This is a genomic window from Janthinobacterium sp. TND4EL3 (assembly GCF_900156175.1).
Classification (GTDB): domain Bacteria; phylum Pseudomonadota; class Gammaproteobacteria; order Burkholderiales; family Burkholderiaceae_D; genus Janthinobacterium.
The window spans coordinates 1-22,457 of record NZ_FTMV01000018.1 but is presented as its reverse complement, the minus strand read 5'-3'; the positions used below and the strand labels follow the sequence as shown (position 1 = coordinate 22,457).

Annotated in this window: 19 protein-coding genes and 1 tRNA gene; 12 read left to right on the top strand and 8 right to left on the bottom strand. The window is 63.3% G+C overall.

From position 1 onward, the window contains the following. Nucleotides 1–9: 9 nt before the first annotated feature. Genes BXA07_RS23655 through BXA07_RS23645 form a run of 3 tightly spaced genes read right to left on the bottom strand, consistent with a single transcriptional unit; the run spans nt 10 to nt 3,550 of the window. The gene (locus BXA07_RS23655; RefSeq protein WP_076571485.1) at nt 10–1,401 is read right to left on the bottom strand and encodes a PoNe immunity protein domain-containing protein; all 1,392 of its coding nucleotides are present in this window, start codon (nt 1,399–1,401) and stop codon (nt 10–12) included. A 24-nt stretch (nt 1,402–1,425) separates the two neighbouring features. Then, complete coding sequence (locus BXA07_RS23650) at nt 1,426–2,238, bottom strand: alpha/beta fold hydrolase (protein WP_076571483.1); 813 nt, start codon at nt 2,236–2,238, stop codon at nt 1,426–1,428. A 1-nt stretch (nt 2,239) separates the two neighbouring features. Beyond that, on the bottom strand, nt 2,240–3,550 hold the full coding sequence (locus BXA07_RS23645; protein ID WP_076571481.1) for an O-acetylhomoserine aminocarboxypropyltransferase: 1,311 nt from the start codon (nt 3,548–3,550) through the stop codon (nt 2,240–2,242). Nucleotides 3,551–3,828: 278 nt separating this feature from the next. On the opposite strand from BXA07_RS23645, the gene BXA07_RS23640 reads away from it, so the two are divergent. Together BXA07_RS23640 and BXA07_RS23635 are read left to right on the top strand one after the other, a co-directional pair. Continuing rightward, the gene (locus tag BXA07_RS23640) at nt 3,829–4,452 is read left to right on the top strand and encodes a 2OG-Fe(II) oxygenase (RefSeq protein ID WP_076571479.1); all 624 of its coding nucleotides are present in this window, start codon (nt 3,829–3,831) and stop codon (nt 4,450–4,452) included. 224 nt (nt 4,453–4,676) lie between these two features. Then, nucleotides 4,677–5,123, top strand: a complete 447-nt coding sequence (locus BXA07_RS23635; protein ID WP_010398828.1) for a CBS domain-containing protein — start codon at nt 4,677–4,679, stop codon at nt 5,121–5,123. Between the two features lie 73 nt (nt 5,124–5,196). Here BXA07_RS23635 and BXA07_RS23630 read toward each other — a convergent pair whose 3' ends face one another. Further along, on the bottom strand, nt 5,197–7,458 hold the full coding sequence (locus BXA07_RS23630; RefSeq protein WP_076571477.1) for a putative bifunctional diguanylate cyclase/phosphodiesterase: 2,262 nt from the start codon (nt 7,456–7,458) through the stop codon (nt 5,197–5,199). A 409-nt stretch (nt 7,459–7,867) separates the two neighbouring features. On the opposite strand from BXA07_RS23630, the gene aroC reads away from it, so the two are divergent. Next, on the top strand, nt 7,868–8,962 hold the full coding sequence (gene aroC, locus BXA07_RS23625; RefSeq protein WP_076571475.1) for a chorismate synthase: 1,095 nt from the start codon (nt 7,868–7,870) through the stop codon (nt 8,960–8,962). A 130-nt stretch (nt 8,963–9,092) separates the two neighbouring features. On the opposite strand, the gene BXA07_RS23620 is transcribed toward aroC, so the two are convergent. Both BXA07_RS23620 and BXA07_RS23615 read right to left on the bottom strand, forming a co-directional pair. Next, nucleotides 9,093–10,589: an HDOD domain-containing protein gene (locus tag BXA07_RS23620; protein WP_076571474.1), complete on the bottom strand. Its 1,497-nt coding sequence runs from the start codon at nt 10,587–10,589 to the stop codon at nt 9,093–9,095. Continuing rightward, on the bottom strand, nt 10,586–12,325 hold the full coding sequence (locus BXA07_RS23615; protein ID WP_076571603.1) for a putative bifunctional diguanylate cyclase/phosphodiesterase: 1,740 nt from the start codon (nt 12,323–12,325) through the stop codon (nt 10,586–10,588). The genes BXA07_RS23620 and BXA07_RS23615 overlap by 4 nt, the downstream gene beginning before the upstream one ends. Nucleotides 12,326–12,681: 356 nt before the next feature. Between BXA07_RS23615 and BXA07_RS23610 the strand changes: the two genes are divergently transcribed. The 4 genes from BXA07_RS23610 to BXA07_RS23595 all read left to right on the top strand — a co-directional run bounded on the left by BXA07_RS23610 (nt 12,682) and on the right by BXA07_RS23595 (nt 16,046). Continuing rightward, nucleotides 12,682–14,364 carry an isovaleryl-CoA dehydrogenase gene (locus tag BXA07_RS23610; protein ID WP_083708495.1) on the top strand — a complete coding sequence of 561 codons (1,683 nt, stop codon included), beginning with the start codon at nt 12,682–12,684 and terminating at the stop codon, nt 14,362–14,364. 143 nt (nt 14,365–14,507) lie between these two features. Beyond that, on the top strand, nt 14,508–15,158 hold the full coding sequence (gene upp / locus BXA07_RS23605; protein WP_076571470.1) for a uracil phosphoribosyltransferase: 651 nt from the start codon (nt 14,508–14,510) through the stop codon (nt 15,156–15,158). 23 nt (nt 15,159–15,181) lie between these two features. After that, nucleotides 15,182–15,544 (top strand): Hpt domain-containing protein, encoded by a 363-nt coding sequence (locus BXA07_RS23600; protein WP_076571468.1) that lies wholly within the window; start codon nt 15,182–15,184, stop codon nt 15,542–15,544. A 298-nt stretch (nt 15,545–15,842) separates the two neighbouring features. Continuing rightward, a complete protein-coding gene (locus BXA07_RS23595; protein WP_010398811.1) occupies nt 15,843–16,046 on the top strand; it encodes a cold-shock protein in 204 nt (67 codons plus the stop codon). A 174-nt stretch (nt 16,047–16,220) separates the two neighbouring features. Here the strand turns inward: BXA07_RS23595 and BXA07_RS23590 are convergent, their stop codons facing one another. After that, nucleotides 16,221–17,132 carry a LysR family transcriptional regulator gene (locus tag BXA07_RS23590; RefSeq protein ID WP_076571601.1) on the bottom strand — a complete coding sequence of 304 codons (912 nt, stop codon included), beginning with the start codon at nt 17,130–17,132 and terminating at the stop codon, nt 16,221–16,223. Nucleotides 17,133–17,348: 216 nt separating this feature from the next. Here BXA07_RS23590 and aceB point away from each other — a divergent pair, with 216 nt between their 5' ends. Then, nucleotides 17,349–18,947, top strand: a complete 1,599-nt coding sequence (aceB, locus tag BXA07_RS23585) for a malate synthase A (protein ID WP_076571466.1) — start codon at nt 17,349–17,351, stop codon at nt 18,945–18,947. Nucleotides 18,948–19,027: 80 nt separating this feature from the next. On the opposite strand, the gene gloB is transcribed toward aceB, so the two are convergent. Then, nucleotides 19,028–19,837 carry a hydroxyacylglutathione hydrolase gene (gloB, locus tag BXA07_RS23580; RefSeq protein ID WP_076571464.1) on the bottom strand — a complete coding sequence of 270 codons (810 nt, stop codon included), beginning with the start codon at nt 19,835–19,837 and terminating at the stop codon, nt 19,028–19,030. Nucleotides 19,838–19,856: 19 nt separating this feature from the next. Here gloB and BXA07_RS23575 point away from each other — a divergent pair, with 19 nt between their 5' ends. From BXA07_RS23575 to BXA07_RS23560, 4 genes are all read left to right on the top strand, one after another. Continuing rightward, nucleotides 19,857–20,633 (top strand): class I SAM-dependent methyltransferase, encoded by a 777-nt coding sequence (locus tag BXA07_RS23575; protein WP_076571462.1) that lies wholly within the window; start codon nt 19,857–19,859, stop codon nt 20,631–20,633. Further along, a complete protein-coding gene (gene rnhA, locus BXA07_RS23570) occupies nt 20,626–21,063 on the top strand; it encodes a ribonuclease HI (protein ID WP_076571460.1) in 438 nt (145 codons plus the stop codon). The genes BXA07_RS23575 and rnhA overlap by 8 nt, the downstream gene beginning before the upstream one ends. Before the next feature lie 202 nt (nt 21,064–21,265). Then, nucleotides 21,266–21,982, top strand: coding sequence for a DNA polymerase III subunit epsilon (dnaQ, locus tag BXA07_RS23565; protein WP_076571459.1), 717 nt, complete (start codon nt 21,266–21,268; stop codon nt 21,980–21,982). Between the two features lie 82 nt (nt 21,983–22,064). Next, nucleotides 22,065–22,139, top strand: a tRNA-Val gene (locus BXA07_RS23560). Nucleotides 22,140–22,457 lie beyond the last annotated feature (318 nt).

Below are 22,457 nucleotides of genomic sequence, written 5' to 3'. Positions count from 1 at the left end.
TCGGGAGGTTCAGGGCGCGGGCGGCATGAGCCAGTGGGCCAGCGCGCTGCGTTCCAGTCCCAGGTGCCGGGCCACGGCGGCTGCCTCGAAAGCCCACAGGCCGTAGTAGCCGCCCAGGCCTTGCGCGCGCAAATGACCGTTGAACCAGTCTTCGCGCACCAGCGCGCCATGCCAGCCGGCCAGGTAATGCCGCAGGTGCCCGGCTTGCTGCGCGGGATCGTCCGCGTCCAGGCAGTCGAACAGGGCGGTATACGGTTCGGCGAAATACCATTCGTCGACGGCGGGACGCTGCGCATCGACGGTTGCCAGCAGGGCCTCATACACGCCATCCTCGCCATCGAAGGCCGTCTGCAGGGCGGCCAGGCGGGCAGCCAGGTCGTGGCGGCCGAACAGCAGGCATGCCCCCAGCAGCTGCAGGGTGCGCGCGTAATCGGTCAATTGTTCGAAATCAAAGGCGGGCAGGGCATCGTCATCGTAGGCCGCGGCCAGGGCCGCGCGCGCCGTTTCGCAGGCGGCGATGGCCGCTTCCAGCGCCGTCTCCACCTGCGGCAAGGGCAAGCCGGCCGTGTAGCGCAGCGAGAAGGCCTGGTAGGCCGCGCTGGCGGCCGCGCACGCCCAGTAGGCGTCATCGCCGCCATCGATTTCCGCCTGCGCCTGCGCACGCGCATAGGCGGCCAGCAGGGCGTCGAGGTAAGCGAGGTTGCGGGCAAAATCAAATGTGGCGGGCGGCGCCTGGCGCGGCGCGTGGGGCCAGGGCGCGGACGAGGGCGCGCAGCCGGCGGCGCTATCGCGCTGGATGGCCCAGTCGGCGAAGATCTGCTGTAAATATGCCGCCGTCTCGTCGTCGTGGGCGATGGCGCCGGCGCCCACCAGGGTCGTGCCCAGCAGGGTGTAGCCGGGAAAGCGGCTGCTTTCATAGGCGATGGTGGTCACGCTCTGGATGGCCTTGCCGTCGCTCAGGTCGCGCACGCGGAAGTACACGTCGTCCCAGCCGGCCAGCGGCGGCGCCGGTGCTGCATCCGGCAGGGTGGCCCAGCTGCCGTCGTCCTGTTCTTCATAGGCGTCGAGCAGCTCGTCGATGCCGCCGGGGCGGTCGATACGGTTGTTGGCGTCGTACTGCAGGCCCAGTTCTGCCGCAAACGCGGCCGCGTGGCGGCCCGCGAAGACCAGGTACTGGGCGTTCAGGGTGCCCACCAGCAGGTCGGACTCCTGGCCCGCCACCTGCAGCGCCTGCGGCAGCCGGTACCAATGGTGGCCGGGGATGCCGGCCATGGGGCCGTTTTCGGCCGCCTGCGGGTTATTGCAGCGCAGCTGTTCCAGCCAGTTGTAGCGTTCGTGCCGCTCCGCTTCCGTGCCGCTGCCGCGGCCGGTCAATTCATCGAGCAGGGTATTCAACAACATCTTGCATCTATCCTCAAAAAGCGCTCATGCCGCCGCTGTTTGCGCAAACGCAAACAACGCGTCGAGAACGGCGTCCGGCTGCTCGGCCATCAATTCGTGCCCGCTGTCGACCTGTACCACCGTGCCATGCGCGATGGCCGCCGTCAGCAAGCGGGTCGATTTTGGGGGCGTCATCATGTCGCGCGCGCCGAAAATGAATAAAGTGGGGCAGTGTACCGAAGCGGCGGCGATTTCGCCGTTCGCGTAGGCATTGCAGGCATAAAAATCCGTGTGAAACACGTGATCGGGGTTGAGGGCGGCGATGCGCTGCTTCAGGCGCCGCGCGCCGCCCATGGCGTAAAAGCCGGGGCCGGGAAATGACGGCTTTTGCGCGATCGACGAGTGCGACCAGATATTGACCATGTCGATGGCCGCCTGTTCATCGTTGAGCGACGTTTCCAGCAGGGCGGGCGAGACTTTCATCGGGTAGGTGGAGCCGAGCATGGCCAGGTGGCTGACACGCCCGGGCGCCAGGTATGCCGCTTCCAGCGCGATCAAGGAGCCCATGCTGTGGCCGACGAGCATGGCCTTGTGCGCGCCGGCGGCGTCCAGCACGGCGAGTATCCAGCGCGCCAGTTCCTCGACGCTGGTTTTCGCCGCGCCGCCGCTGCGGCCGTGGCCCGGCAAGTCGACGGCCAGCACGTTCCAGCCATGGTGGGCGAAATAGCGCGTCTGCAGCGCCCATACGCTATGGTCGTTCTGCGCGCCGTGAATAAAGACGGCCGTGGGCTGATGTGGGTTGAAAGTCTTGCTGCCCGTGTAGCAGTAGGCCGTGGTGTTCTCGATGGTGAGCAGCATGTCAGGCGCCTTTCTGCGACAGTTTCAGGCCACGGGCCAGGTCTTCGATCAGATCGTCCGCGTCTTCCAGGCCCACGGACAGGCGCATGGTGCCCTGCGTGATGCCGGCCTGTTCCAGCTGTTCGTTGGGCACGCGGAAATGCGTGGTGGAGGCGGGGTGGATGACGAGCGACTTGGCGTCGCCCACGTTGGCCAGGTGCGAGAAGATCTTGAGGTTGTCGGCGAAGCGCTGGCCGGCCGCGCGGTCGCCGCGCAGGTTGAAGGTGAAGACGGCGCCCGCGCCCTTGGGCAGCAGGGTCTTCGCCAGCTCGTAGTCGGGATGCGACGGCAGTTCGGGGTAGGACACGGATTCGACGGCCGGATGGGCCAGCAGAAAGTCGACCACCTTGCGCGCGTTGGCCACGTGGCGCCCCATGCGCAGGCCCAGCGTCTCGACGCCCTGCAGCACGGCGAAGGCGTTGTGCGGGCTCATGACGGCGCCGAAATCGCGCAAGCCTTCGCGCCGCGCGCGCAGGGCGAACGGCGCCACCGTCGATTCCTCGGCGAAGACCATGCCGTGGAAGCCTTCATACGGCTCGCACAGCTCGGCGAAACGGCCCGTCCTGTCGTAGGCAGCCTGCCAGTCGAAGGTGCCGCCGTCGACGAGCAAGCCGCCGATGGCCGTGCCATGCCCGCATAAAAACTTGGTGGCCGAGTGGAACACCAGGTCGGCGCCATGCTCGAAGGGGCGCAGCAGATACGGCGTGGTAAAGGTCGAGTCTAGCATCAGCGGCAAGTGGTGCTCGTGCGCGAGGGCGGCAATCTGCGGGATGTTCAGCACGTCGAGGCCGGGATTGCCCAGGGTTTCGGCAAACAGCACTTTCGTATTCGGGCGGATGGCGCTGCGCCAGGCGTCCGGGTCGCGCGGGTCGACGAAGGTCGTCTCGATGCCGAAGCGTTTCAGCGTGTAGGCGAGCAGGTTGTGCGAGCCGCCGTACAGGGCGCGCGAGGCGACGATGTGCGAACCGGCGCCGGCGATGGTCGACAGGCCCAGGTGCATGGCGGCCTGGCCGCTGGCCGTGGCGATGCCGGCCACGCCGCCTTCGAGCGCGGCGATGCGCTCTTCCAGCACGGCGTTGGTGGGATTCGAGATGCGCGAATACACGTGGCCGGCCCGCTCCATGTTGAACAGCGAGGCCGCATGGTCCGAACTCTTGAAGGCGAACGAGGACGTGAAATGGATGGGCGTGGCGCGCGCGCCCGTGGCCGGGTCGGGCGCGGCGCCCGCATGCAGGGATAAGGTGTCGAAACCGGGGTATTTCGGGCCGCTCATGGTGTCTCCGCCAAGTTTTATAGTGGCAAGATCGTAACCTTTTTCAGGAAGGAACAAAAGGGCGCCCGTGCAGGGCGCATGGCGCCTTGGCGGCGCGCGCAGGGTAACCTGAAGTCAAAAAAAAGTGACCGGTTCGGCACGGCGGTGGTAGGATATCGGGTCAGCGATCTTCGCGCTGCACCGGCCTTCGCGCGTGCGCCGCGGGGCGGGCAGCGGCACGTCAGCGAAATCCTGGGCTTCAGGCGCACTCTCATTGCACGTCCACCAGGAAAACTCGTATGCCCGCATTATCGTTCGACGGCGCCCTTGCCGTACCCGGACCATCCATAGCCGACGGCCTCTGCCACGCAGGCTGGGTCATGCAGGAGCATTTCATTTCCCCCGAACTGAGCCGCCAACTGGCCGCCGAATGCAGGCAAGCCATGCTCAGCGGCAAGATGAAGGGCGCCGGCGTGGGCAGCGGCCATGCGCCGCTGCTGCAGCCCGACATCCGAGGCGACCATATCGAATGGCTGGAAACGGGCCGCTCCGGCGCCTGCGACAGCTATCTGCGCCACATGGAAGCGCTGCGCCTCGTGCTCAACCGCGAGCTGTTCCTGGGGTTGGAAGAGTACGAAAGCCATTTTGCCCTGTATGCCCCAGGCGCCTTTTACCGGGCCCATCTGGACCGTTTCCGCGATGACGACAAGCGCACGGTGTCCGTCGTGCTCTACCTGAACGACGACTGGCTGCCCGCACACGGCGGCGCGCTGCGCCTGCACCCGCAGGATGGCGATATGGTGGACATCTTGCCGCAGGCGGGGCGCATGGCCATGTTCCTGTCGGGCGAGATGCTGCACGAGGTGCTGCCGACGGCGCGCGAACGATTGTCGATTGCTGGCTGGTTCCGCCGCAGGGCATGAGAAAAACTGCTGCGTGTCGCGGGGCACGGGCGGTGATGCTCACGGTACTCGCCTGCCGCTGCGCTTCCTGGCCGCGCGCGCATGCGCTCGCTACGTTTTTCTTGCCCGACAATCGCCCATGATTTGATTGCGCGCAAGGCTGGATTTTTCCGCAGGCATAGGCTACAGTCGCAGTAAGGGCTTAGAATAACTAAAATACCAATCACGCGGACAGGACGGCCAATATGAAAGTATCTGAAATTCTCCAAGTCAAGGGCAACATCCTCTACACGGTCACGCCTGACCAGCCCCTGCTTGACGCGGCCAATACCATGGCTGAAAAGGACATCGGTTCGCTGGTGGTCATGGAATTTGGCGACCTGGTCGGCATGCTGACCTTCCGCGAGGTGCTCAACGCCTTGCATGAAAACGCGGGCCAGATCGGCGGCGGCACCGTGCGCAAGCACATGGACGACCACCCGATCACCGTCACGCCCGACACGGAAGTCAATGAAGTGCGCCGCATCATGCTGGAAAAGCATGCGCGCTACCTGCCCGTCATGAACGCCAAGACCTTGCTGGGCGTCATTTCTTTCTACGACGTGGCGCGCGCCGTGCTCGAAGCGCAAAGCTTCGAAAACCAGATGCTCAAGGCCTACATCCGCGACTGGCCGGCCGAAACGACGGATTAAAATATAACAATGCAGTAAAAACAACGCCGGCACATGCCGGCGTTTTACATGGCGGCAGGGCCGTTGATGCTGCTCAAGCCGCCCCCTGCAGCGCCTCGTTGTTCAGCCAGCTGCCCAGCGCCGCTGCCGTCATGGGGCGGGCGAACAAGAATCCCTGCGCCATCGGGCAGCCCAGCGATTGCAAGATCTGCGCCTGGCGTTCGTCTTCCACGCCTTCGGCGATCACGGCCAGGCCCAGATTGCGGCCCAGCTGGATGACCATTTCGGCGATGCTGCTGCCGCGCGCGGAACCGGTGATCTCGGTAACGAAGGCGCGGTCGATCTTCAGGCGGTCGACCTGCAGGCGCTGCAGGTAGGACAGCGACGAGAAGCCCGTGCCGAAGTCGTCGATGGCGATGCTCACGCCCGTTTGCTTGATCTGCCACAACATCTTGATCAATAAATCGGGCTCTTCCATGGCCATCGATTCCGTGATTTCCAGCTCGATGAACTCGGGCGGCGCCTGCGTCTCTTCCAGCGCCGCGCGCAGCATTTCCAAAAACAGCGGGTGGCGGAACTGCACTTGCGACACGTTGACGGACATGACGAAGTTGCGGTGGCCCTGTTCGCGCAGCAGCACCAGTTCGCGGCAGGCCGTGCGCAGCACCCATTCCCCCAGGTCGATGATGATGCCCGAATATTCGGCAATCGGGATGAAACGGTCGGGCGAGATGAACTTGCCGTCCGGCGTCTGCCAGCGCAGCAGCGCCTCGGCGCCCACGGGGCGGCGCGTGGTCAGGTCGATCTGCGGCTGATAGACGACGAACAGCTGGCCCTGGCTGAAGGCCGTGCGCAGCGCGTGCATCATGCGCACGCGCTCGCGGATTTCGATGCCCATGCTGCGCGAGAAATAGAAGTGGCCGGCCCGCTGCTGGCTTTTCGCCCGTTTCAGGGCGATGTCGGCGTCTTTCAGCGCGTCGGCGCCCGTGCCCGTGTGTTCGCCCAGGCGCACCAGGCCCAGGGTGGCCGACAGCTGCACGTCCTGGCCGTCGATGCTGAACGGGGTCTGGAACAGGGCCAGGATGTTCGCCGGGTTCACTTGCGAGGAATCGCCCAGCACGCAGAAGATGTCGCCGCCCAGGCGCGCCACGGTCAGTTGCGGCCCGAGCTGGGTCTGCAAGCGGCCCGCGACGGCAACGAGCAGCATGTCGCCGAACTGGTGGCCCAGCGCGTCGTTGGTCTCGGCAAAGTGGTCAAGGTCGACGAGCGACAGGGTGGCGTCATCGCGCGCGGGGCCGGCCAGGGTGGCGTCGAGGATTTCCACGAGGCGCGTGCGGTTCGGCAGCTTCGACAACTGGTCGTAGAAGGCCGCGTTGTGCAGGTGCGACACCAGTTCGACGTTGTCCAGGCCCACGGCGACATTGCTGCAGAACACTTCCAGCAGGCTTTCATCGATGGCGGACAGGGGGCGCGGCAGGATCAGGTAGGCGGCCGCGTCGCGGCCGGCCTTGCCCGCGAAGTACAGCGTGGCGTAGTCGTGCGCATACACATTGCGCCGCTGCGCCAGCGTATGTTCGATGGCGGCCATCACGCGGGGTTGCTGCAGGCCGCACAGGGCGCTGTGCGGCAGGCCGGAAAAGCTGCCCGTGCAGGCCGAGACGAGCAGCTCCTTGCCGCCGCTGTCCTGCAAGTCCTGCACGCACAGCACGCCGTCGGCGCGGATGCCCAGCAGGTCGGCGATCTGCGCCAGCACGCCGGCCGAGAAGTTCTGCACGCCGTGCAGCGCCATCAGCTGCGTGCTGGCGTGGACGATCTGGTCCAGGCCGCGCCGGCTGCTGCTGATCGAGCGTATCTGTTCGTAGGAGCGGATGGCTGCCGTCACCGTGGTAAACAGCTTGATGCGCGTCAATTCCGACTTGGTTTTATAGTCGTTGATGTCGAAATCGCGGATGGCGTCGATTTCCGGCGCATAGCCGGGCTGGCCCGTGCGCAGGATGATGCGCACATCCGTCATCTTCAGGGTTTCGCGGATGTAGCGCACGAGGTGCAGGCCCGCGTCGTCCTGCTCCATCACCACGTCGAGCAGGATGACGGCGATGTCGCTTTCATGCTTGAGCAGTTCGCGCGCCTGGCCGGCCGAATACGCATGCACGAATTCCAGCGGGCGGTGCTGCATTTCCAGGTTGCCCAGGGCGAAAGTGGTGGTGGAGTGGACGTCTTCATCGTCATCGATGATCATCACCCGCCAGACGCTGCGCGGTGCGGCCGTCGTGGGCGCCGCTGGTTGTTCATCGAGGAATACCAGGTCGTCGTGATCGTCCTTGTCGGTGTCAAGGGGGATGATCGGTGCGGGCATGTATAGCTTCTCCAGGATGACTCAGTACGGGATGTGAGCACATCAGAAATGTCCATGGCGTTGTTGCACCGCCTCGCCGTACTTGCGTACTGTCTTCGGCGGCGCGCCTGGCCCTGGCCATTTCTGATGCACTCAGGGCGCATCGAAAAAGCAGCACTCAAGTGTCGCCGAGGCTCGCCCATCATCCAAGTATATAGCGATTTAATAAGCAAAATGTTTTTTTAAGCCTATTCCGTAGGGCAATATTTCTTGTATTGCATGATTGCCACGCATATCTGGTACTTTTTTGTATGAAAAAGTACACGCGCTCTGCAAATGGCGGGACGGGTGGGGCAATATGGGCCTTCGCGGCATGGCATGCCCTGCAGGCTGGTAGAATTGTGTTTTCCAGTCCATCACACTTCCTACTATGTCCGGTAATTCTTTTGGCAAGCTGTTTACTGTTACCACTTTCGGCGAATCGCATGGCCCGGCCATCGGCTGCGTGATCGACGGCTGTCCGCCGGGGCTGACCCTGTCGGAAGCCGATATCCAGCCCGAGCTGGACCGCCGCAAGCCGGGTACCTCGCGCCACGTCACGCAGCGCCAGGAATCCGATACGGTGGAAATCCTCTCCGGCGTGTACCAGGGCGTGACGACGGGCACGCCCATCGCGTTGCTGATCCGCAATGAAGACCAGCGCAGCAAGGATTACGGCAATATCGCGGAAAGCTTCCGCCCCGGCCACGCCGACTACACCTACTGGCACAAATACGGCGTGCGCGACCCGCGCGGCGGCGGGCGCTCGTCGGCGCGTTTGACGGCGCCCGTCGTGGGCGCGGCGGCGATTGCCAAGAAATGGCTGCTGCAGCAGTACGGCACCACGTTCAAGGGCTGCATGAGCCAGCTGGGCGACATTGCCGTGCCGTTCCAGTCCTGGGACCACGTGCATGCGAACCCCTTCTTTGCCGCCAGCGCTGACGCGGACCTGATCGCGCGCATGGAAGAAGCGATGGACCAGTTGCGCCGCGACGGTGATTCCATCGGCGCGCGCATCGATGTGATCGCGCAAAACGTGCCCGTCGGCCTGGGCCAGCCCATCTACGACAAGCTCGACGCCGACATCGCCTACGCCATGATGGGCATCAATGCCGTCAAGGGCGTGGAAATCGGCGCCGGCTTCGATTCGGTGGCGCAAAAGGGTTCCGAGCACGGCGACGAACTGACGCCGGCAGGTTTTATCGGCAATAACGCGGGCGGCGTACTGGGCGGCATCTCGACGGGGCAGGATATCAGCGTCTCGATCGCCATCAAGCCGACGTCGTCGATCCGCACGCCGCGCCGCTCGATCGACAAGGAGGGCAATGCCGTGATGGTGGAAACCTTCGGCCGCCACGACCCCTGCGTGGGCATCCGCGCCACGCCGATCGCCGAAGCCATGCTGGCGCTGGTGCTGATCGACCACGCGCTGATGCACCGCGCGCAGTGCGGCGATGTGTCGGTAAATACGCCGAAGCTGAAGTAAGCTCAATGTTGTCGGATTACGGGCCTGCGGCCCTGATCGGACCTGCGACCTGGATGGTCGTTTTCTCGTTTAACAACGACACTTGCGACACCCGACCAAACCGACGCGCTGTCGGTTTGGTCGGGTGTTCTCATGCCACTTTATTCGCCACCAATTCGAGTTGATGGCGCATCTCCACCGACTGCACCAATAACGCCCGGATATCGTTGATCAGGTTGAATTCCGTCTGGTTCAGTTGAATCGGCGGGAAGCTGTCGTCCCAGTCGCCGTATAAGAAGCCCGTGGGGTGGCCGTTGGCCGACAGGGGCAGCACGACGAAGCTGCGCGCTTCCGACAGCGTCGCTTTCCACCATTGCGGCAGCTTGGCGGCAAATTTCGGGTCGCGCGCGTTGTCGATGAAGATCACGCGGTCGCTATTGAGGGCCGCGTGGAAGACGTTCGGCTCATAGGCGTCGCCAAACACCATCAGGTCCTGCAGGTCGGCCGTGCCGTCGCCCAGGCTGATGCGCGCCGAATACAAATGGTCTCTGTGGTTGCGCACGAACGCCACCGAGCGCGAAAAATCAAAGCCCTGGTGCAGCGTTTCGAGCGCCATCGACACCATTTGCCCGGGGCTGGCGCTGCCGATGGCGCCGCGCAGGTCGGCCAGGCCGCCGATCAGGATGCGGTTGCCCTCGGCGCGCATGCGCGTCGACGCCAGCTGGCGCGCGCGCCGTTCCGCCGGTTTCGACAGCGGTGCAATCGACAGATCGGCCGCCGCCATCGCCTTGGCCTTGTCCACGGCCACCACCAGGTCGGTGGCGGCAACACCCAGGGTGCCCGCATAGCCGTCGATCAGCGCGTGCACCTGCGCCGCACCGGCCGCATCGTCGTGCCACAGCGAGTCGGCGCAGCGCGCCGCCATCGTCGACAGGCCCGCCATCCAGTCGGCGCCGCTGACGGGAGAGTTGTCGGGCGACGGGTCCATCGGACGCATGCCGTTGATCAGGTGCTGCGGCAAGCCCCAGTGGGCGGCCGTGGCGTAGCCCACTTCCGGCAGGGACAGGCCGAGGATTTCGCTCGCGGCGGCCGCCTCGTTGCCGGGACCGGCGTGCGCCTGCATGCGCGCCCAGAAGTCCGTCATGTAGAACGTCACCATCATGCGTCCCAGCGTGTGCAGCATGGAGCAGACGACGGCCTGCTCGGCCTGCAGGCTGCCGGCGCTGGTGGCCACCTGCTGCGCCACCATCCCGGCCAGCACGGCTTTTTCCATTTCCACGTGGGCGCTGACGGAGTCGGGCGAGGCCTGCGACAGCTCCTCGATCAGTTTCAGGCCCAGCGCCAGGTGGCCGATGGCGTCGATGCCGAGCACCAGCACGGCTTTCGACACCGTGTTGACCCGCTGGCCGAATGCCGAATACATGCCGCTGTTGGCCAGCCGCAGCACCTTGTTCGTGAGGACGGGGTCCGACAGCACCGTTTGCGTGATGTCGAACTCGTGGTCGTCCTCGCCGCGCATGGCGCCCAGGATGGCGCTGATGGCTTTGGCGAAGCCGGGCATGTCGCCCTGCTGGCGCGTGCGCGCCCATAGCAGTTCCAGGGTGTTCTTGCCGAGTTGCGTCGGCGCCGTGAAATGGCCTGGATTCATTGCACACCTCCGCGCAATTCATTGGCAGGCGGCGTGGGTACCAGCGCCGCATAGGTTTTTTCGCTCAAGGCCGACAGCGCGGCGTGGGCCGGCATCGGCTTGCCCGTCAGGTAGCCTTGCACGTACTGGCAGCCGCGCGATTCCATGAAGTGCATCTGCTCCTCCGTTTCCACGCCTTCGGCCACCACGGACAAATTCAAATGCTTGGCCAGGTCGAGAATGGTGTTGCAGATGGCCGCATCCTTGCCCGATTCGGGCAAGTCCTTGATGAAGGTGCGGTCGATCTTCAGCACGGAAATGGGGAAGCGCTTCAGGTAGGCCAGCGAGGAATAGCCGGTGCCGAAATCGTCGATGGCGATGCGCGCGCGGCGCTCCGTCATCTTGCACAGGATGGTTTCCGCATGCACGGGATCGATCATCAGCGTGCCCTCCGTAATTTCCAGCACCAGGTGTTCGCCCGACAGACCCGAAAAGGCGATGGCGTCGTCGAGCACGTCGAGGAATTTATCGTTGCGGAACTGGCGCGGGCTGATGTTGACGGAAATGTACAGCGGCCGTTTGGCCACTTCCTGGAACTGCTTGAGCTGCACGCAGGCCGCCTTCAACGCCCAGGCGCCCAGCAGGTTGATCAGGCCATTGGCCTCGGCGATCGGGATGAAGCGCACGGGCGGCACCAGGCCCAGGGTAGGGTGCTTCCAGCGCATCAGGGTTTCGAAGCCCTGGATCTGCCGCGTGTGCGCGTCGACGATGGGCTGGTAAAAGAGCAGGAATTCGCCTTCGCGCACGGCGTGGAACATGGCCGCTTCCAGCGAAATGTCGTGTTCCGACGGGCCGTTCAGGCGCGGGCTGTAGACGAGGCAGCGGGCCTTGCCCGTTTCCTTGGCGCGCGACATGGCCGCATCGGCCAGCGCCACCAGCCGCACTTCGTCTTCCGCATGCAGCGGATAGATCGATACGCCGACGGACGCTCCCACGTAGATCGTGTGGCCATCGACTTCGAACGGTGCCTGCAGGGTGGCCAGCAGGCGCCCGGTCACCAATTTGATCTGCGCGTCCGTGGCGCTGCCGGGCAGCACGGCGACGAATTCATCGCCGCCCACGCGGGCCAGGGTGTCGCTGTCGCGCAGGGTCTTGCGCAAGCGCGCCGCCGCCAGGCGCAGCACGGCGTCGCCGACGGGGTGGCCCAGGCCATCGTTGACCTTTTTGAAACCATCGAGGCCGATGGTGGCGACGGAAAAGCCCTGGCCCGAGCGGGCGGCATGGGCGATCACCATGCGGATGCGGTCTGACAGCAGCAGGCGGTTCGGCAGCCCGGTCAGCGCATCGTGCGTGGCCATGTGGCGCAGCCGTTCTTCCGTATTGTGCTGGGCCGACGTGTCGCGCCCGACCACCAGCAATTCGGCCACGCCGGCCGCGTTCATATAAGAAGACAGGCGCAGCTCAAACCAGATTTCCTGGTCCGGCGTCTGCAGCCGCACTTCCAGCCGGCCCGGTTCTTCCAGGGCGTCTTCCAGCGCCGCCTGCAGCGCTGCGCGCGACGCTTCGGTCGCCAGCGGCAGCAGCAAATGGCCGGACAGGCCCAGTGGCGCGCCGAACAGGGTGGCCGCGCGCTTGCTGGCGAACAGGATCAGGCCGTCCGCATCGAGCCGGAACACGACGTCGCCAGCCTCTTCCATGAGGTTGTCCAACTCGTGGCGGGCCTCGCGGTGGGCGGCGGATGGGGTACTGGAAAACATCGTGCTGGCTTTAACCTTTATCAGTGCCGGCGCCCGCGTATTGCGTGGCGCCAACGGAAATCATGCATATTGCAGTGCGGCCGGGTATCGGGCAAGAGTGACTACGGGAACGCGATCCACACGAAATGTATCATTGAAAAGCACGCCAATACATGAAATAGAGCAACATTGCTTCAGGTTTTGCAAATATTCCTGTCTTCCATGAAAAAAATCAGCATGCTTTCAATCTGTCCGCAAATACCCGGCTGTGGCGCGCTTGCCCCGCTGGCGCGTTTGCGCTAGTCTGGCTGGCAGGCGATGAGGGCAGTGCCCGCCGCGGCCAGGCGCCATGATAACAAATCGCGATGGAGATACCCATGAATGCCTTTGACACGCATGAAGTTTTCAACCAGGCGACGCCATTCGAGAACGTCAATCTGTTCGCCTGCGATCCGGCCCTGATCGAGGCGCTGCTGCGCGAAGGCGGCGGCGCGGCGCTGCAGGAACTCGATGCGCTGGGCGAAAAGCTGGGCCGCGCCGGGACGTATGCATTGGCGCGCGAGGCGAACCGGCACGGCCCGGAACTGCAGCAGTTCGACCGCACCGGCCGGCGCATCGACGAGGTGCTGTTTCACCCGGCCTGGCATGAACTGATGGCCATCCTCGTGGGCGCCGGCGCGCACGCCTCGCCGTGGGCGGCGCCCGGCCCCGGCGCCCAGGTGGCGCGCGCGGCCGCCTATCTATTAGTGGGGCAGGTGGAAAACGGCGCGCAGTGTCCGGTGACGATGACGTATGCCTCGGTGCCGGCCTTGCGCCAGGCCCTTGATCTGCCGCAAATCGCCGCGCGTTGGCTGCCGAAGATCCTGTCGCGCGAATACGATCCCCGCTCCTTGCCCGTGGAGCAGAAGCGGGGCGCCCTGGTCGGCATGGGCATGACGGAAAAGCAGGGCGGTTCCGACGTGCGCAGCAATACCACGCGGGCCACGCCCGTGCCGCCGGCCGAGGCGCAAGCGCTGTTCGGCGACGAGGCCGGCGGCGCCTGGCGCATCGTCGGCCACAAATGGTTTTTTTCCGCGCCGCAATGCGACGCGCATCTGATCCTGGCGCAGGCTGACGAGGGCGGATTGTCGTGCTTCTTCCTGCCGCGCTACCTGCCCGACGGCAGCCGCAACGCCATCCGCGTGCAGCGGCTGAAAGACAAGCTGGGCAACCGCTCGAATGCATCGTCGGAAGTGGAGTTTGCCAACGCCTATGGCTGGCTCGTCGGGCAGCCGGGAAGGGGCATCCCCACCATCCTGGAAATGGCCAGCCACACGCGCCTCGATTGCGTGCTGGGCAGCGCCGGCATCATGCGCGCCGCCCTGACGCAGGCGCTGCACCATGCGCGCCAGCGGGCCGTGTTCGGCAAGCCGCTCGTCGGGCAGCCCCTGATGCAGAACGTGCTGGCCGACCTGGCGCTCGAATCGGAAGCCGCCACGGCGTTTGCCCTGCGCCTGGCCCGCTGTTTCGATGCAAAGGACGATGCGCAGCAAGCGATGCTGGCGCGCGTGCTCACGCCTGCCGGCAAATACTGGATCTGCAAGCGCGGTCCCGGCTTCGGCGCCGAGGCCATGGAAGTGCTGGGCGGCACCGGCTACGTGGAAGACGCGCCGCTGGCGCGCCTGTACCGCGAACTGCCCGTCAACTCGATCTGGGAGGGGTCGGGCAACGTCATGTGCCTCGATGTCCTGCGCGCCTTCGGCAAGTCGCCTGCCGCGCGCGACGCCTTGGCGGCCGAGCTGGCGCTGGCCGGGGATGCGGATGCCGCCTTTGCCGGCTATCGCGCGCGCCTGCTGGCCGACCTGGACGGGCCGCAAACGGACGAGTTTGGCGCCAGGCAGCTCTCCGAGCGCATCGTGCTGGCCGTGCAGGCCGGCTTGCTGCTGCGCCATGCGCCGCCGTTCGTTGCGCAGGCGTTCCTGCAGTCGCGGCTGGTGCAGGCGCCGGGCGGCGCGTATGGACGCTTGCCGGCTGGCACTGATTGCGCGGCCATCCTGGCGCGCGCGCTGCGCGAGTATTGACGGGTGCCGTCCGCAATTATTTCAAAAATCCGGCCACAGGGGGGCTGCGGGCTGGGATAATGCTGCAATCCATCATTTTATCGACGCAAGGCGCGTGCGGCCAGGCCTGCCGCCGCGCCTGACAGTAGAGAAAGAAAAACAATATGAAACAAGATCCACGCTTCCCGAATTTGTTCATTACTGATCACCCTTTGATCCAGCACAAACTGAGCCACATGCGCGAGCACGACACGTCGACGCGTACCTTCCGTGAATTGCTCAAGGAAATTACCTTGCTGATGGGCTATGAAATCACGCGCGACCTGCCGCTGACGACGCGCCAGATCAAGACCCCGCTGGTGACCATCGATGCGCCCGTCATTGCGGGCAAGAAACTGGCCATCGTGCCCATCCTGCGCGCCGGCATCGGCATGAGCGATGGCTTGCTGAACCTGGTGCCATCGGCCAGGGTTGGCCACATCGGCGTGTACCGCGACCCGGCCACCCACATGCCCGTGGAATACCTGGTGCGCCTGCCCGACCTGAACGAGCGCACCTTCATCCTGTGCGATCCGATGGTGGCGACCGGTAATTCGGCCGTCTACGCCGTCGACGTGCTGAAAAAACGCGGCGTGACGGACGAGCAGATCATTTTCCTGGCGCTGGTGGCTGCACCGGAAGGCGTGACCGTGTTCCAGAATGCGCACCCGAACGTCAAGATGTTCTGCGCCTCGCTCGATTCGCACCTGGATGACCATGCCTACATCGTGCCGGGCCTGGGCGATGCCGGCGACCGCATCTTCGGCACCAAGTAAGCGCGTAGACGGCGAATATCGCGATGGCAACCTTGATCGACCCGGATTTCCGCGCCCGTTTGCGCGCCCTGAACGACAAATATGCGGCCGGCGTGCCGGCCCTGATGCAGGCGATCGCCCAGGCGCAAGCGCGCTGCGACAGCGAAGGGCCGCGCCTGGAAGCGCTGACGCAGCTGCACCGCGCCCTGCACGCGGTGGCCGGCTCGGCCGCGACCTTCGGTTTTGCCGCGCTGGGGCAGGAATGCCGGCGCATCGAACAGCTGGTGCGCGTGCAGCTCAACGCGCCCGGACGGGTGCTGGCCGAGTGGCCGGCGCTGAGCGGGCAGGTGGAAACGCTGTTGCGCTGGGCGGAGCGCGATGCGGCCGCCTCGCACTTCAGCGCTTGAGTGACCGCATCCAAACCATGTGGTTGCGATGATTCATTTGATGCAACGCAAAGCATTGGCGTCAAAGTTTAGGATATAGTGTGTCCATGCCGCTCGTACAGGGCGCCGCAAGACGGGGATTTGGCTATTAAAGTAGTGTTCGCAAGTTTATTTTGCGAAAGAATGGTTTTTCTCAGTTTTGTTGGTATAATTGGGCATCGTTGGATTCGAGGTAGTAGTGCAGTTTGTCTGTCATTTCTTTCTTGCTTCAAACGATATAACGGGCGCAAGCCCAACTTAACTGAAATAGGAAATTGTAATGGCAACTGGCATCGTAAAATGGTTCAATGATTCGAAGGGTTTCGGCTTTATTACCCCTGACGAAGGCGGCGAAGATCTGTTCGCTCACTTCTCGGCTATCCAGTCGAACGGCTTCAAGTCCCTGCAAGAGAACCAACGCGTTTCTTTTGAAGTGACCGCTGGCCCTAAAGGCAAGCAAGCTTCGAACATTCAGCCAATCTAATACGCTGGATCAAACGAAATAAAGAAATCCTCGGTCTCCGGGGATTTTTTTTCGCCTGAATTTCCTTGAGGCACGGGTTTTGCCTGCCTCATGCGTGTGGTTTGTCGCTGGCATGCCCCTTGTTCTGCGTGCCTTGACTCGGGGCAGGTCGCGGAAACTCCTGATTGGACGTCTTCAGATTGCTCGTTCACGCCAGTAATCCGCTTGCGAATAGCTGTGCCGCAAAAAATCCACGAACGCCCGTATGCGCAGCGGCAAGTGCCGGCGCTGCGCGAACACGGCATAAATATCGTTGCCCGGTGCGGCAAACTGGTCGAGCACCGTCACCAGCTGGCCCGATTCGATCTCCGCGCCCACTTCCCACATGGAACGCCACGCCAGGCCCTTGCCGGCCAGGGCCCAGTCGTGCAGCACTTCGCCGTCGTTGCACACCATATTGCCCGCCACTTTTAAAATCACGTTCTTGCCGTTTTCGCGGAAGGTCCAGCCCCGCTGGCTGCCTTCGCTGCTGATGGCCAGGCAGTTATGTTTCGCCAGGTCGGCCGGGATGCGCGGCGTGCCCGCCCGTTTCAGATAGGCGGGCGAGCCGACGAGCACGCGCTGGTTGTCGGCCAGCTTGGTGCTCACGAGCGAGGAATCGGACAGGCTGGCGATGCGGATGGCCACGTCGATGCCTTCGCCGATCAGGTCGACGAGGCGGTCGTTCAGGTTCAGCGACACGGTCACGTCGCGGTGCTCGGCAACAAAGGAGGGGATCAATGGCGCCACGTGCTGGCGGCCGAAGCCGGCCGGCGCGGAAATGAGTAAATGGCCGCTGGCCTTCACGCTGCGCTCGGCCACGGCCGCTTCCGCCTCTTCCAGTTCACCGAGGATGCGCTGGCAATCTTCGAGGAAGGCGGCGCCTTCATTCGTTAGCGCCAGCTTGCGCGTCGTGCGCTGCAGCAGTTTGACGCCCAGGCGCTGCTCCAGTGCGTCGAGGCGCCGGCCTATCATGGCCGGGGCGATCCCTTCGGCGCGCGCGGCGGCCGACAGGCTGCCCTTGGCCACCACTTCCACGAAGGTCGATATTTGCCTGAACTGTCCCATGCCGTGCTCCCACACTGTCATCACTTGTGATAAAAACGCATAGATGAAGTGATTTTTAATCTCGTTTCCATGCCTTATAGTGCAATACTATAGAACAAACGCGCCGCCTGGCAGAGTGTTTTTGCGCCTCTGTCCGGCTTGTCAGCGCAATCGTTCGGCTTATACTTGGATCACCAGATCACTTTTGCTTATATTTACTAAAAACCGGAGAACTTCATGACGCAGAACACGATCGCACTTCCCGAAGGCATGCACATCACGGGTGATATCGCCCCCGGCTACGAACAGATTTTGACACCGGCAGCATTGGCGCTGGTGGCCAAGCTGACGCGTGCATTCGAGCCGCGCCGCCAGCAATTGCTGGCCGTGCGCGTGGAGCGGGCCAAGCGCCTCGACGCGGGCGAGCGTCCTGATTTCCTGCCAGAAACCGCGCACATCCGCGACGGCGACTGGAAGATCGCGCCGATTCCGAAGGCCCTCGAATGCCGCCGCGTGGAAATCACCGGTCCCGTCGAGCGCAAGATGGTCATCAACGCCTTCAACTCGGGCGCGGACAGCTACATGACGGACTTCGAGGATTCGAACACGCCGAACTGGGATAACCAGATCACGGGCCAGATCAATATGTACGACGCCGTGCGCAAGACGATTTCGCTGGAGCAAAATGGCAAGTCGTACAAGCTGAACGACAAGATCGCCACCCTCGTCGTGCGTCCGCGCGGCTGGCACCTTGATGAAAAGCACGTGCTGGTCGACGGCAAGCGCATTTCCGGCGGCATCTTCGATTTCGCCCTGTTCATGTTCCATAACGCCAAGGAGCAGCTGGCGCGCGGCGCTGGCCCGTATTTCTACCTGCCCAAGATGGAATCGCACCTGGAAGCGCGCCTGTGGAACGACATCTTCGTCATGACGCAAAACGAGCTGGGCTTGCCACAAGGCACGATCAAGGCAACCGTGCTGATCGAAACCATCCTTGCCGCGTTTGAAATGGATGAAATCCTGTACGAACTGAAGGAACACAGCTCGGGCCTGAACGCGGGCCGCTGGGATTACATCTTCTCGTGCATCAAGAAATTCAAGCTGGACAAGGACTTCTGCCTGGCCGACCGCGCCAAGGTCACGATGACGGCGCCATTCATGCGCGCCTACGCCTTGCTGCTGCTGAAAACCTGCCACAAGCGGGGCGCACCGGCCATCGGCGGCATGGCGGCCTTGATCCCGATCAAGAATGATCCGGAAAAGAACGACATCGCGATGGGCGGCGTGCGCAACGACAAGGCGCGCGACGCGACCGACGGCTACGACGGCGGCTGGGTGGCCCATCCTGGCTTGGTGGAACTGGCCATGGGCGAGTTCACGAAAGTCCTCGGCGACAAGCCGAACCAGATCGACAAGCAGCGTCCCGACATCGATGTGAAGGCGTCGGATCTGCTGAACTTCCAGCCGGAAGCACCGATCACGGAAGCGGGCCTGCGCTACAACATCAACGTGGGCATCCACTACCTGGGCAGCTGGCTGGCCGGCAATGGTTGCGTGCCCATCCACAACCTGATGGAAGACGCGGCCACGGCCGAGATCAGCCGCTCGCAAGTGTGGCAGTGGATTCGTTCCAGCAAGGGCGTGCTGGAAGACGGCCGCAAGGTCACGGCCGAGATGGTGCGCGCCATGATTCCGGAAGAGCTGGCCAAGGTGCAGCGCGATGCGCCAGGCGGCAACGGTCCGACCTATGTGCGCGCCGGCCAAATCTTCGAGGAAATGTCGACGTCGGAATCGTTCGCCGAATTCCTGACCTTGCCGCTGTACGAAGAAATCTGATCCTGATCAAATAGATCGATAAAAAAATCCCGGCGATGCCATCAGCATCTGCCGGGATTTTTTATTGCGGAAGGATAAGCTTAAAAATTATTCTTCCACATACGCAAGGCCGCAAATGCTTCCACGGGCGAGGCGTCGCTGGCCAGTTTGCCCTCGACCTTCAGGCGGGTCAAGATCGCCGGCTCGCGATAGCGCAGGAAGGGGTTCGTCGCTTTCTCCATGGCAATGGTCGACGGCACGGTGGACAGGCCCTGCTGGCGCTTTTCCGTGTCGACGGCGATGCGTTCCTGCAGGGTCACATTGCCCGGCTCGACGGCGCTGGCGAAGCGCAGATTGGACAAGGTGTACTCATGCGCGCAAAATACCTCGGTATCGTCGGGCAGGGCGGCCAGCTTGCCCAGCGAGTCGGCCATCTGGCCCGGCGTGCCTTCGAACAGGCGGCCGCAGCCGCCCGCAAACAGGGTGTCGCCGGAAAACAGCCATGGCGCGCCGCTGCGCTCGTCGCGCTGGCGCGCATAGGCGATATGGCCCTTGGTGTGGCCGGGCACGTCGATGACGGTCAGTTGCAAGCCCAGTTCCGGCATGCAGGCGACATCGCCTTCGCCAAGCGGTTCCGTGATGGCTGTGATAGCCTCATTGCGCGGGCCGAATACGGGCACGGCGAAATGCTGCAACAATTCAGGCACGCCACCCGTGTGGTCGGCGTGGTGGTGCGTGAGTAAAATGGCGGACAAGGTCAGTTGATGGGCTTTGAGCGCATCGAGGATGGCCGTCGCGTCGCCGGGGTCGACCACGGCGGCATGGTGGCCGTCATGGATCAGCCACAGGTAATTGTCGGCAAAGGCAGGCACGGCAAGTACCGATAAAGCGTGTTCAGGGGAATGTGTCATGTATAAAAGAGAAAACTGAATGGACAGTGTGGCATCCGAAAAATCCATTATAGCGCTTGACGGCTGGCTGCAGACGCCTGCCGGCCTCTACGTGCGCGCCTGGGAGCAGCAATGCCTCGACAGCCTGACCGTCGATATCTTCGGTTACAACGCCGTGCAGATCGGCTTGCCCCAGCTCGACGCGCTGGCCGCCAGCCGCATGCCGAACAAATGGCTGCTCGATGCGCGCCTGCCACCGCAATCGCCGCAGGGTAGCCGACTGACCCTCGTGTCGGCCTTCGATGAGCTGCCGTTTGAGTCGCAAAGCCTGGACCTCGTGGTCTTGCCGCACGTGCTTGAGTTTGCCGCCGAGCCGCACCAGGTCTTGCGCGAAGTCGAGCGCGTGCTGATTCCCGAGGGGCGCGTGATCGTCTGCGGTTTCAATCCGGCCAGCCTGTGGGGCATGCGCCAGGGGCTGGGGCGCGTCACGGGGCGCCACTACCTGCCGCAGGCGGGCGAGCTGATCTCTATGCCGCGCATGAAAGACTGGTTAAAATTACTGAACATGGGTGTCAGTCAAAGCCATTTCGGCTGCTACGCACCTGCCTGCAGGACAGAAAAATGGCTGCGCCGCAATGCCTTCATGGACAAGGCCGGTGCGCGCTGGTGGCCATATCTGGGCGCAGTGTATATAGTGCAGGCGATCAAGCGCGTCAAAGGGATGCGTTTGATCGGTCCGGCGTGGACCAAGAAACCGGCGACGGCGCCCGCAGGCGCACCGGTCACGAACAAAAGGCGGGAACAGCAAGATGGATAAGGTAGAGATTTACGCCGATGGCGCATGCAAGGGCAATCCCGGCACGGGCGGCTGGGGCGCGCTGATGGTAGCCGATGGCGCCAAGAAAGAAATTTACGGCGGGGAACTCAATACGACGAATAACCGCATGGAATTGAAGGCCGTGATCGAAGCCTTGACGGCGCTCAAACGTCCGTGCCAGGTAGTGATGTATACCGATAGCCAGTACGTGCAGAAAGGCATCAGCGAATGGATCCACGGCTGGAAGGCGCGCGGCTGGAAAACGGCGGCCAAGGCGCCCGTGAAAAACGTCGACCTGTGGCAGGCACTCGACGCGGCCCAGGCCGTGCATGAAGTGGAATGGCGCTGGGTGCGCGGCCACAATGGTCATCCGGGCAATGAGCGGGCGGATCAGCTGGCTAACCTGGGCGTGGAAACCGTGCGCGCCTAAGAATGCCCAACCAAACCTACTGCGCGTCGCGCTTTGCGGCCTGTGATGCTCACCGTACTAGAGTACGGTTGCGCTTCTCGGCCACAAATCACGGCCGCTCGCTACGGTTTTGTTGGGTGTTCGAATATGTCCGGGTGCGATTGCAGCACACAGGTTTGCTATACTGTGCCCTTCGCTTTTTGCTTTTACGAATGAATTCGCCATGCGTCAAATTGTTCTCGATACTGAAACCACCGGCCTGAACCCGCGCACGGGCGACCGCATCCTGGAGATCGGGGCGGTCGAACTGAACAACCGCATGTTGACGGGCAACAATTTCCACCATTACATCAATCCCGAGCGCGATTCGGAAGAGGGCGCGCTGGCCGTCCACGGCCTGACGACGGAATTCCTCAGCGACAAGCCGAAATTCGCGGAAATCGCCGATGAGTTCCGCGCCTACATCGCCGGCGCCGAACTGATCATCCACAACGCCCCCTTCGATATTGGCTTCCTCAACGCGGAATTCAAGCGCCTGAACCTGCCGCCCGTGCACGAACAGGTGCATGGCGTGATCGACACCCTGGTGCAGGCGAAGGAAATGCACCCCGGCAAGCGCAACTCGCTCGACGCCCTGTGCGACCGCTACGGCGTCTCGAACGCCCACCGCAAGCTGCACGGCGCGCTGCTCGACTCCGAATTGCTGGCCGATGTCTACCTGGCCATGACGCGCGGGCAAAACAGCCTCAGCATGGAAGTGGAAGTGGAGGTGGCCGCCGACGGCGCCGCCCTGGAAATCGTGCCCTTGGCCGAAGTCATCTTCCAGAGCGCCACGGCCGACGAGCTGGCCGCCCACGAGGCCACCATCGCCGGCCTCGACAAGGCCGCCAAAGGCCAGTGCATCTGGACCGCCGTCACGGCAGCACCGGCCGCCGCCTGAGAAAAAAGCGAGGGCATGGCAAATTTCCTCCCGCCAGCCCTTGCAGATGCCGCAACACCTATGCGATAATTCGCCTCGCTTCGGGAGGTTAGCTCAGGGGTAGAGCACTGCATTCACACTGCAGGGGTCGCAAGTTCGAAACTTGCACTTCCCACCAAATTTTTCGTTTGTATTCAATGACTTAGGATTTCATATCTTGTCTGAATAGGAACTTGGGGCAAACTTGGGGCAATGGGATTTTTATTCCACCGCCTAGCCTCAACGATACGGCCGCTTTCTGCGGCCGTTTTCACATCTAGCTGGTTTCAAGCGCCTATTCAACCTCCCCTTGCTCTCAAAGCAACAAGTTCGTACACTAAGCCATGCAGGTCGTCCGCTATCGGCCAAGAGCGGACGATTTTATCGAATGACAGTCGAGGTGACTGTCATGGATTGGGACCTATTGAGAATGAAATTTAAGTTATTCAGCCTTTAC

What these genes read in the sequence shown, in the direction of transcription:
- BXA07_RS23655 (WP_076571485.1), bottom strand. Translation starts at nt 1,401, where the DNA reads ATGTTGTTGAATACCCTGCTCGATGAATTGACCGGCCGCGGCAGCGGC.
- BXA07_RS23650 (WP_076571483.1), bottom strand. Translation starts at nt 2,238, where the DNA reads ATGCTGCTCACCATCGAGAACACCACGGCCTACTGCTACACGGGCAGC.
- BXA07_RS23645 (WP_076571481.1), bottom strand. Translation starts at nt 3,550, where the DNA reads ATGAGCGGCCCGAAATACCCCGGTTTCGACACCTTATCCCTGCATGCG.
- BXA07_RS23640 (WP_076571479.1), top strand. Translation starts at nt 3,829, where the DNA reads ATGCCCGCATTATCGTTCGACGGCGCCCTTGCCGTACCCGGACCATCC.
- BXA07_RS23635 (WP_010398828.1), top strand. Translation starts at nt 4,677, where the DNA reads ATGAAAGTATCTGAAATTCTCCAAGTCAAGGGCAACATCCTCTACACG.
- BXA07_RS23630 (WP_076571477.1), bottom strand. Translation starts at nt 7,458, where the DNA reads ATGCCCGCACCGATCATCCCCCTTGACACCGACAAGGACGATCACGAC.
- aroC (WP_076571475.1), top strand. Translation starts at nt 7,868, where the DNA reads ATGTCCGGTAATTCTTTTGGCAAGCTGTTTACTGTTACCACTTTCGGC.
- BXA07_RS23620 (WP_076571474.1), bottom strand. Translation starts at nt 10,589, where the DNA reads ATGAATCCAGGCCATTTCACGGCGCCGACGCAACTCGGCAAGAACACC.
- BXA07_RS23615 (WP_076571603.1), bottom strand. Translation starts at nt 12,325, where the DNA reads ATGTTTTCCAGTACCCCATCCGCCGCCCACCGCGAGGCCCGCCACGAG.
- BXA07_RS23610 (WP_083708495.1), top strand. Translation starts at nt 12,682, where the DNA reads ATGAATGCCTTTGACACGCATGAAGTTTTCAACCAGGCGACGCCATTC.
- upp (WP_076571470.1), top strand. Translation starts at nt 14,508, where the DNA reads ATGAAACAAGATCCACGCTTCCCGAATTTGTTCATTACTGATCACCCT.
- BXA07_RS23600 (WP_076571468.1), top strand. Translation starts at nt 15,182, where the DNA reads ATGGCAACCTTGATCGACCCGGATTTCCGCGCCCGTTTGCGCGCCCTG.
- BXA07_RS23595 (WP_010398811.1), top strand. Translation starts at nt 15,843, where the DNA reads ATGGCAACTGGCATCGTAAAATGGTTCAATGATTCGAAGGGTTTCGGC.
- BXA07_RS23590 (WP_076571601.1), bottom strand. Translation starts at nt 17,132, where the DNA reads ATGGGACAGTTCAGGCAAATATCGACCTTCGTGGAAGTGGTGGCCAAG.
- aceB (WP_076571466.1), top strand. Translation starts at nt 17,349, where the DNA reads ATGACGCAGAACACGATCGCACTTCCCGAAGGCATGCACATCACGGGT.
- gloB (WP_076571464.1), bottom strand. Translation starts at nt 19,837, where the DNA reads ATGACACATTCCCCTGAACACGCTTTATCGGTACTTGCCGTGCCTGCC.
- BXA07_RS23575 (WP_076571462.1), top strand. Translation starts at nt 19,857, where the DNA reads ATGGACAGTGTGGCATCCGAAAAATCCATTATAGCGCTTGACGGCTGG.
- rnhA (WP_076571460.1), top strand. Translation starts at nt 20,626, where the DNA reads ATGGATAAGGTAGAGATTTACGCCGATGGCGCATGCAAGGGCAATCCC.
- dnaQ (WP_076571459.1), top strand. Translation starts at nt 21,266, where the DNA reads ATGCGTCAAATTGTTCTCGATACTGAAACCACCGGCCTGAACCCGCGC.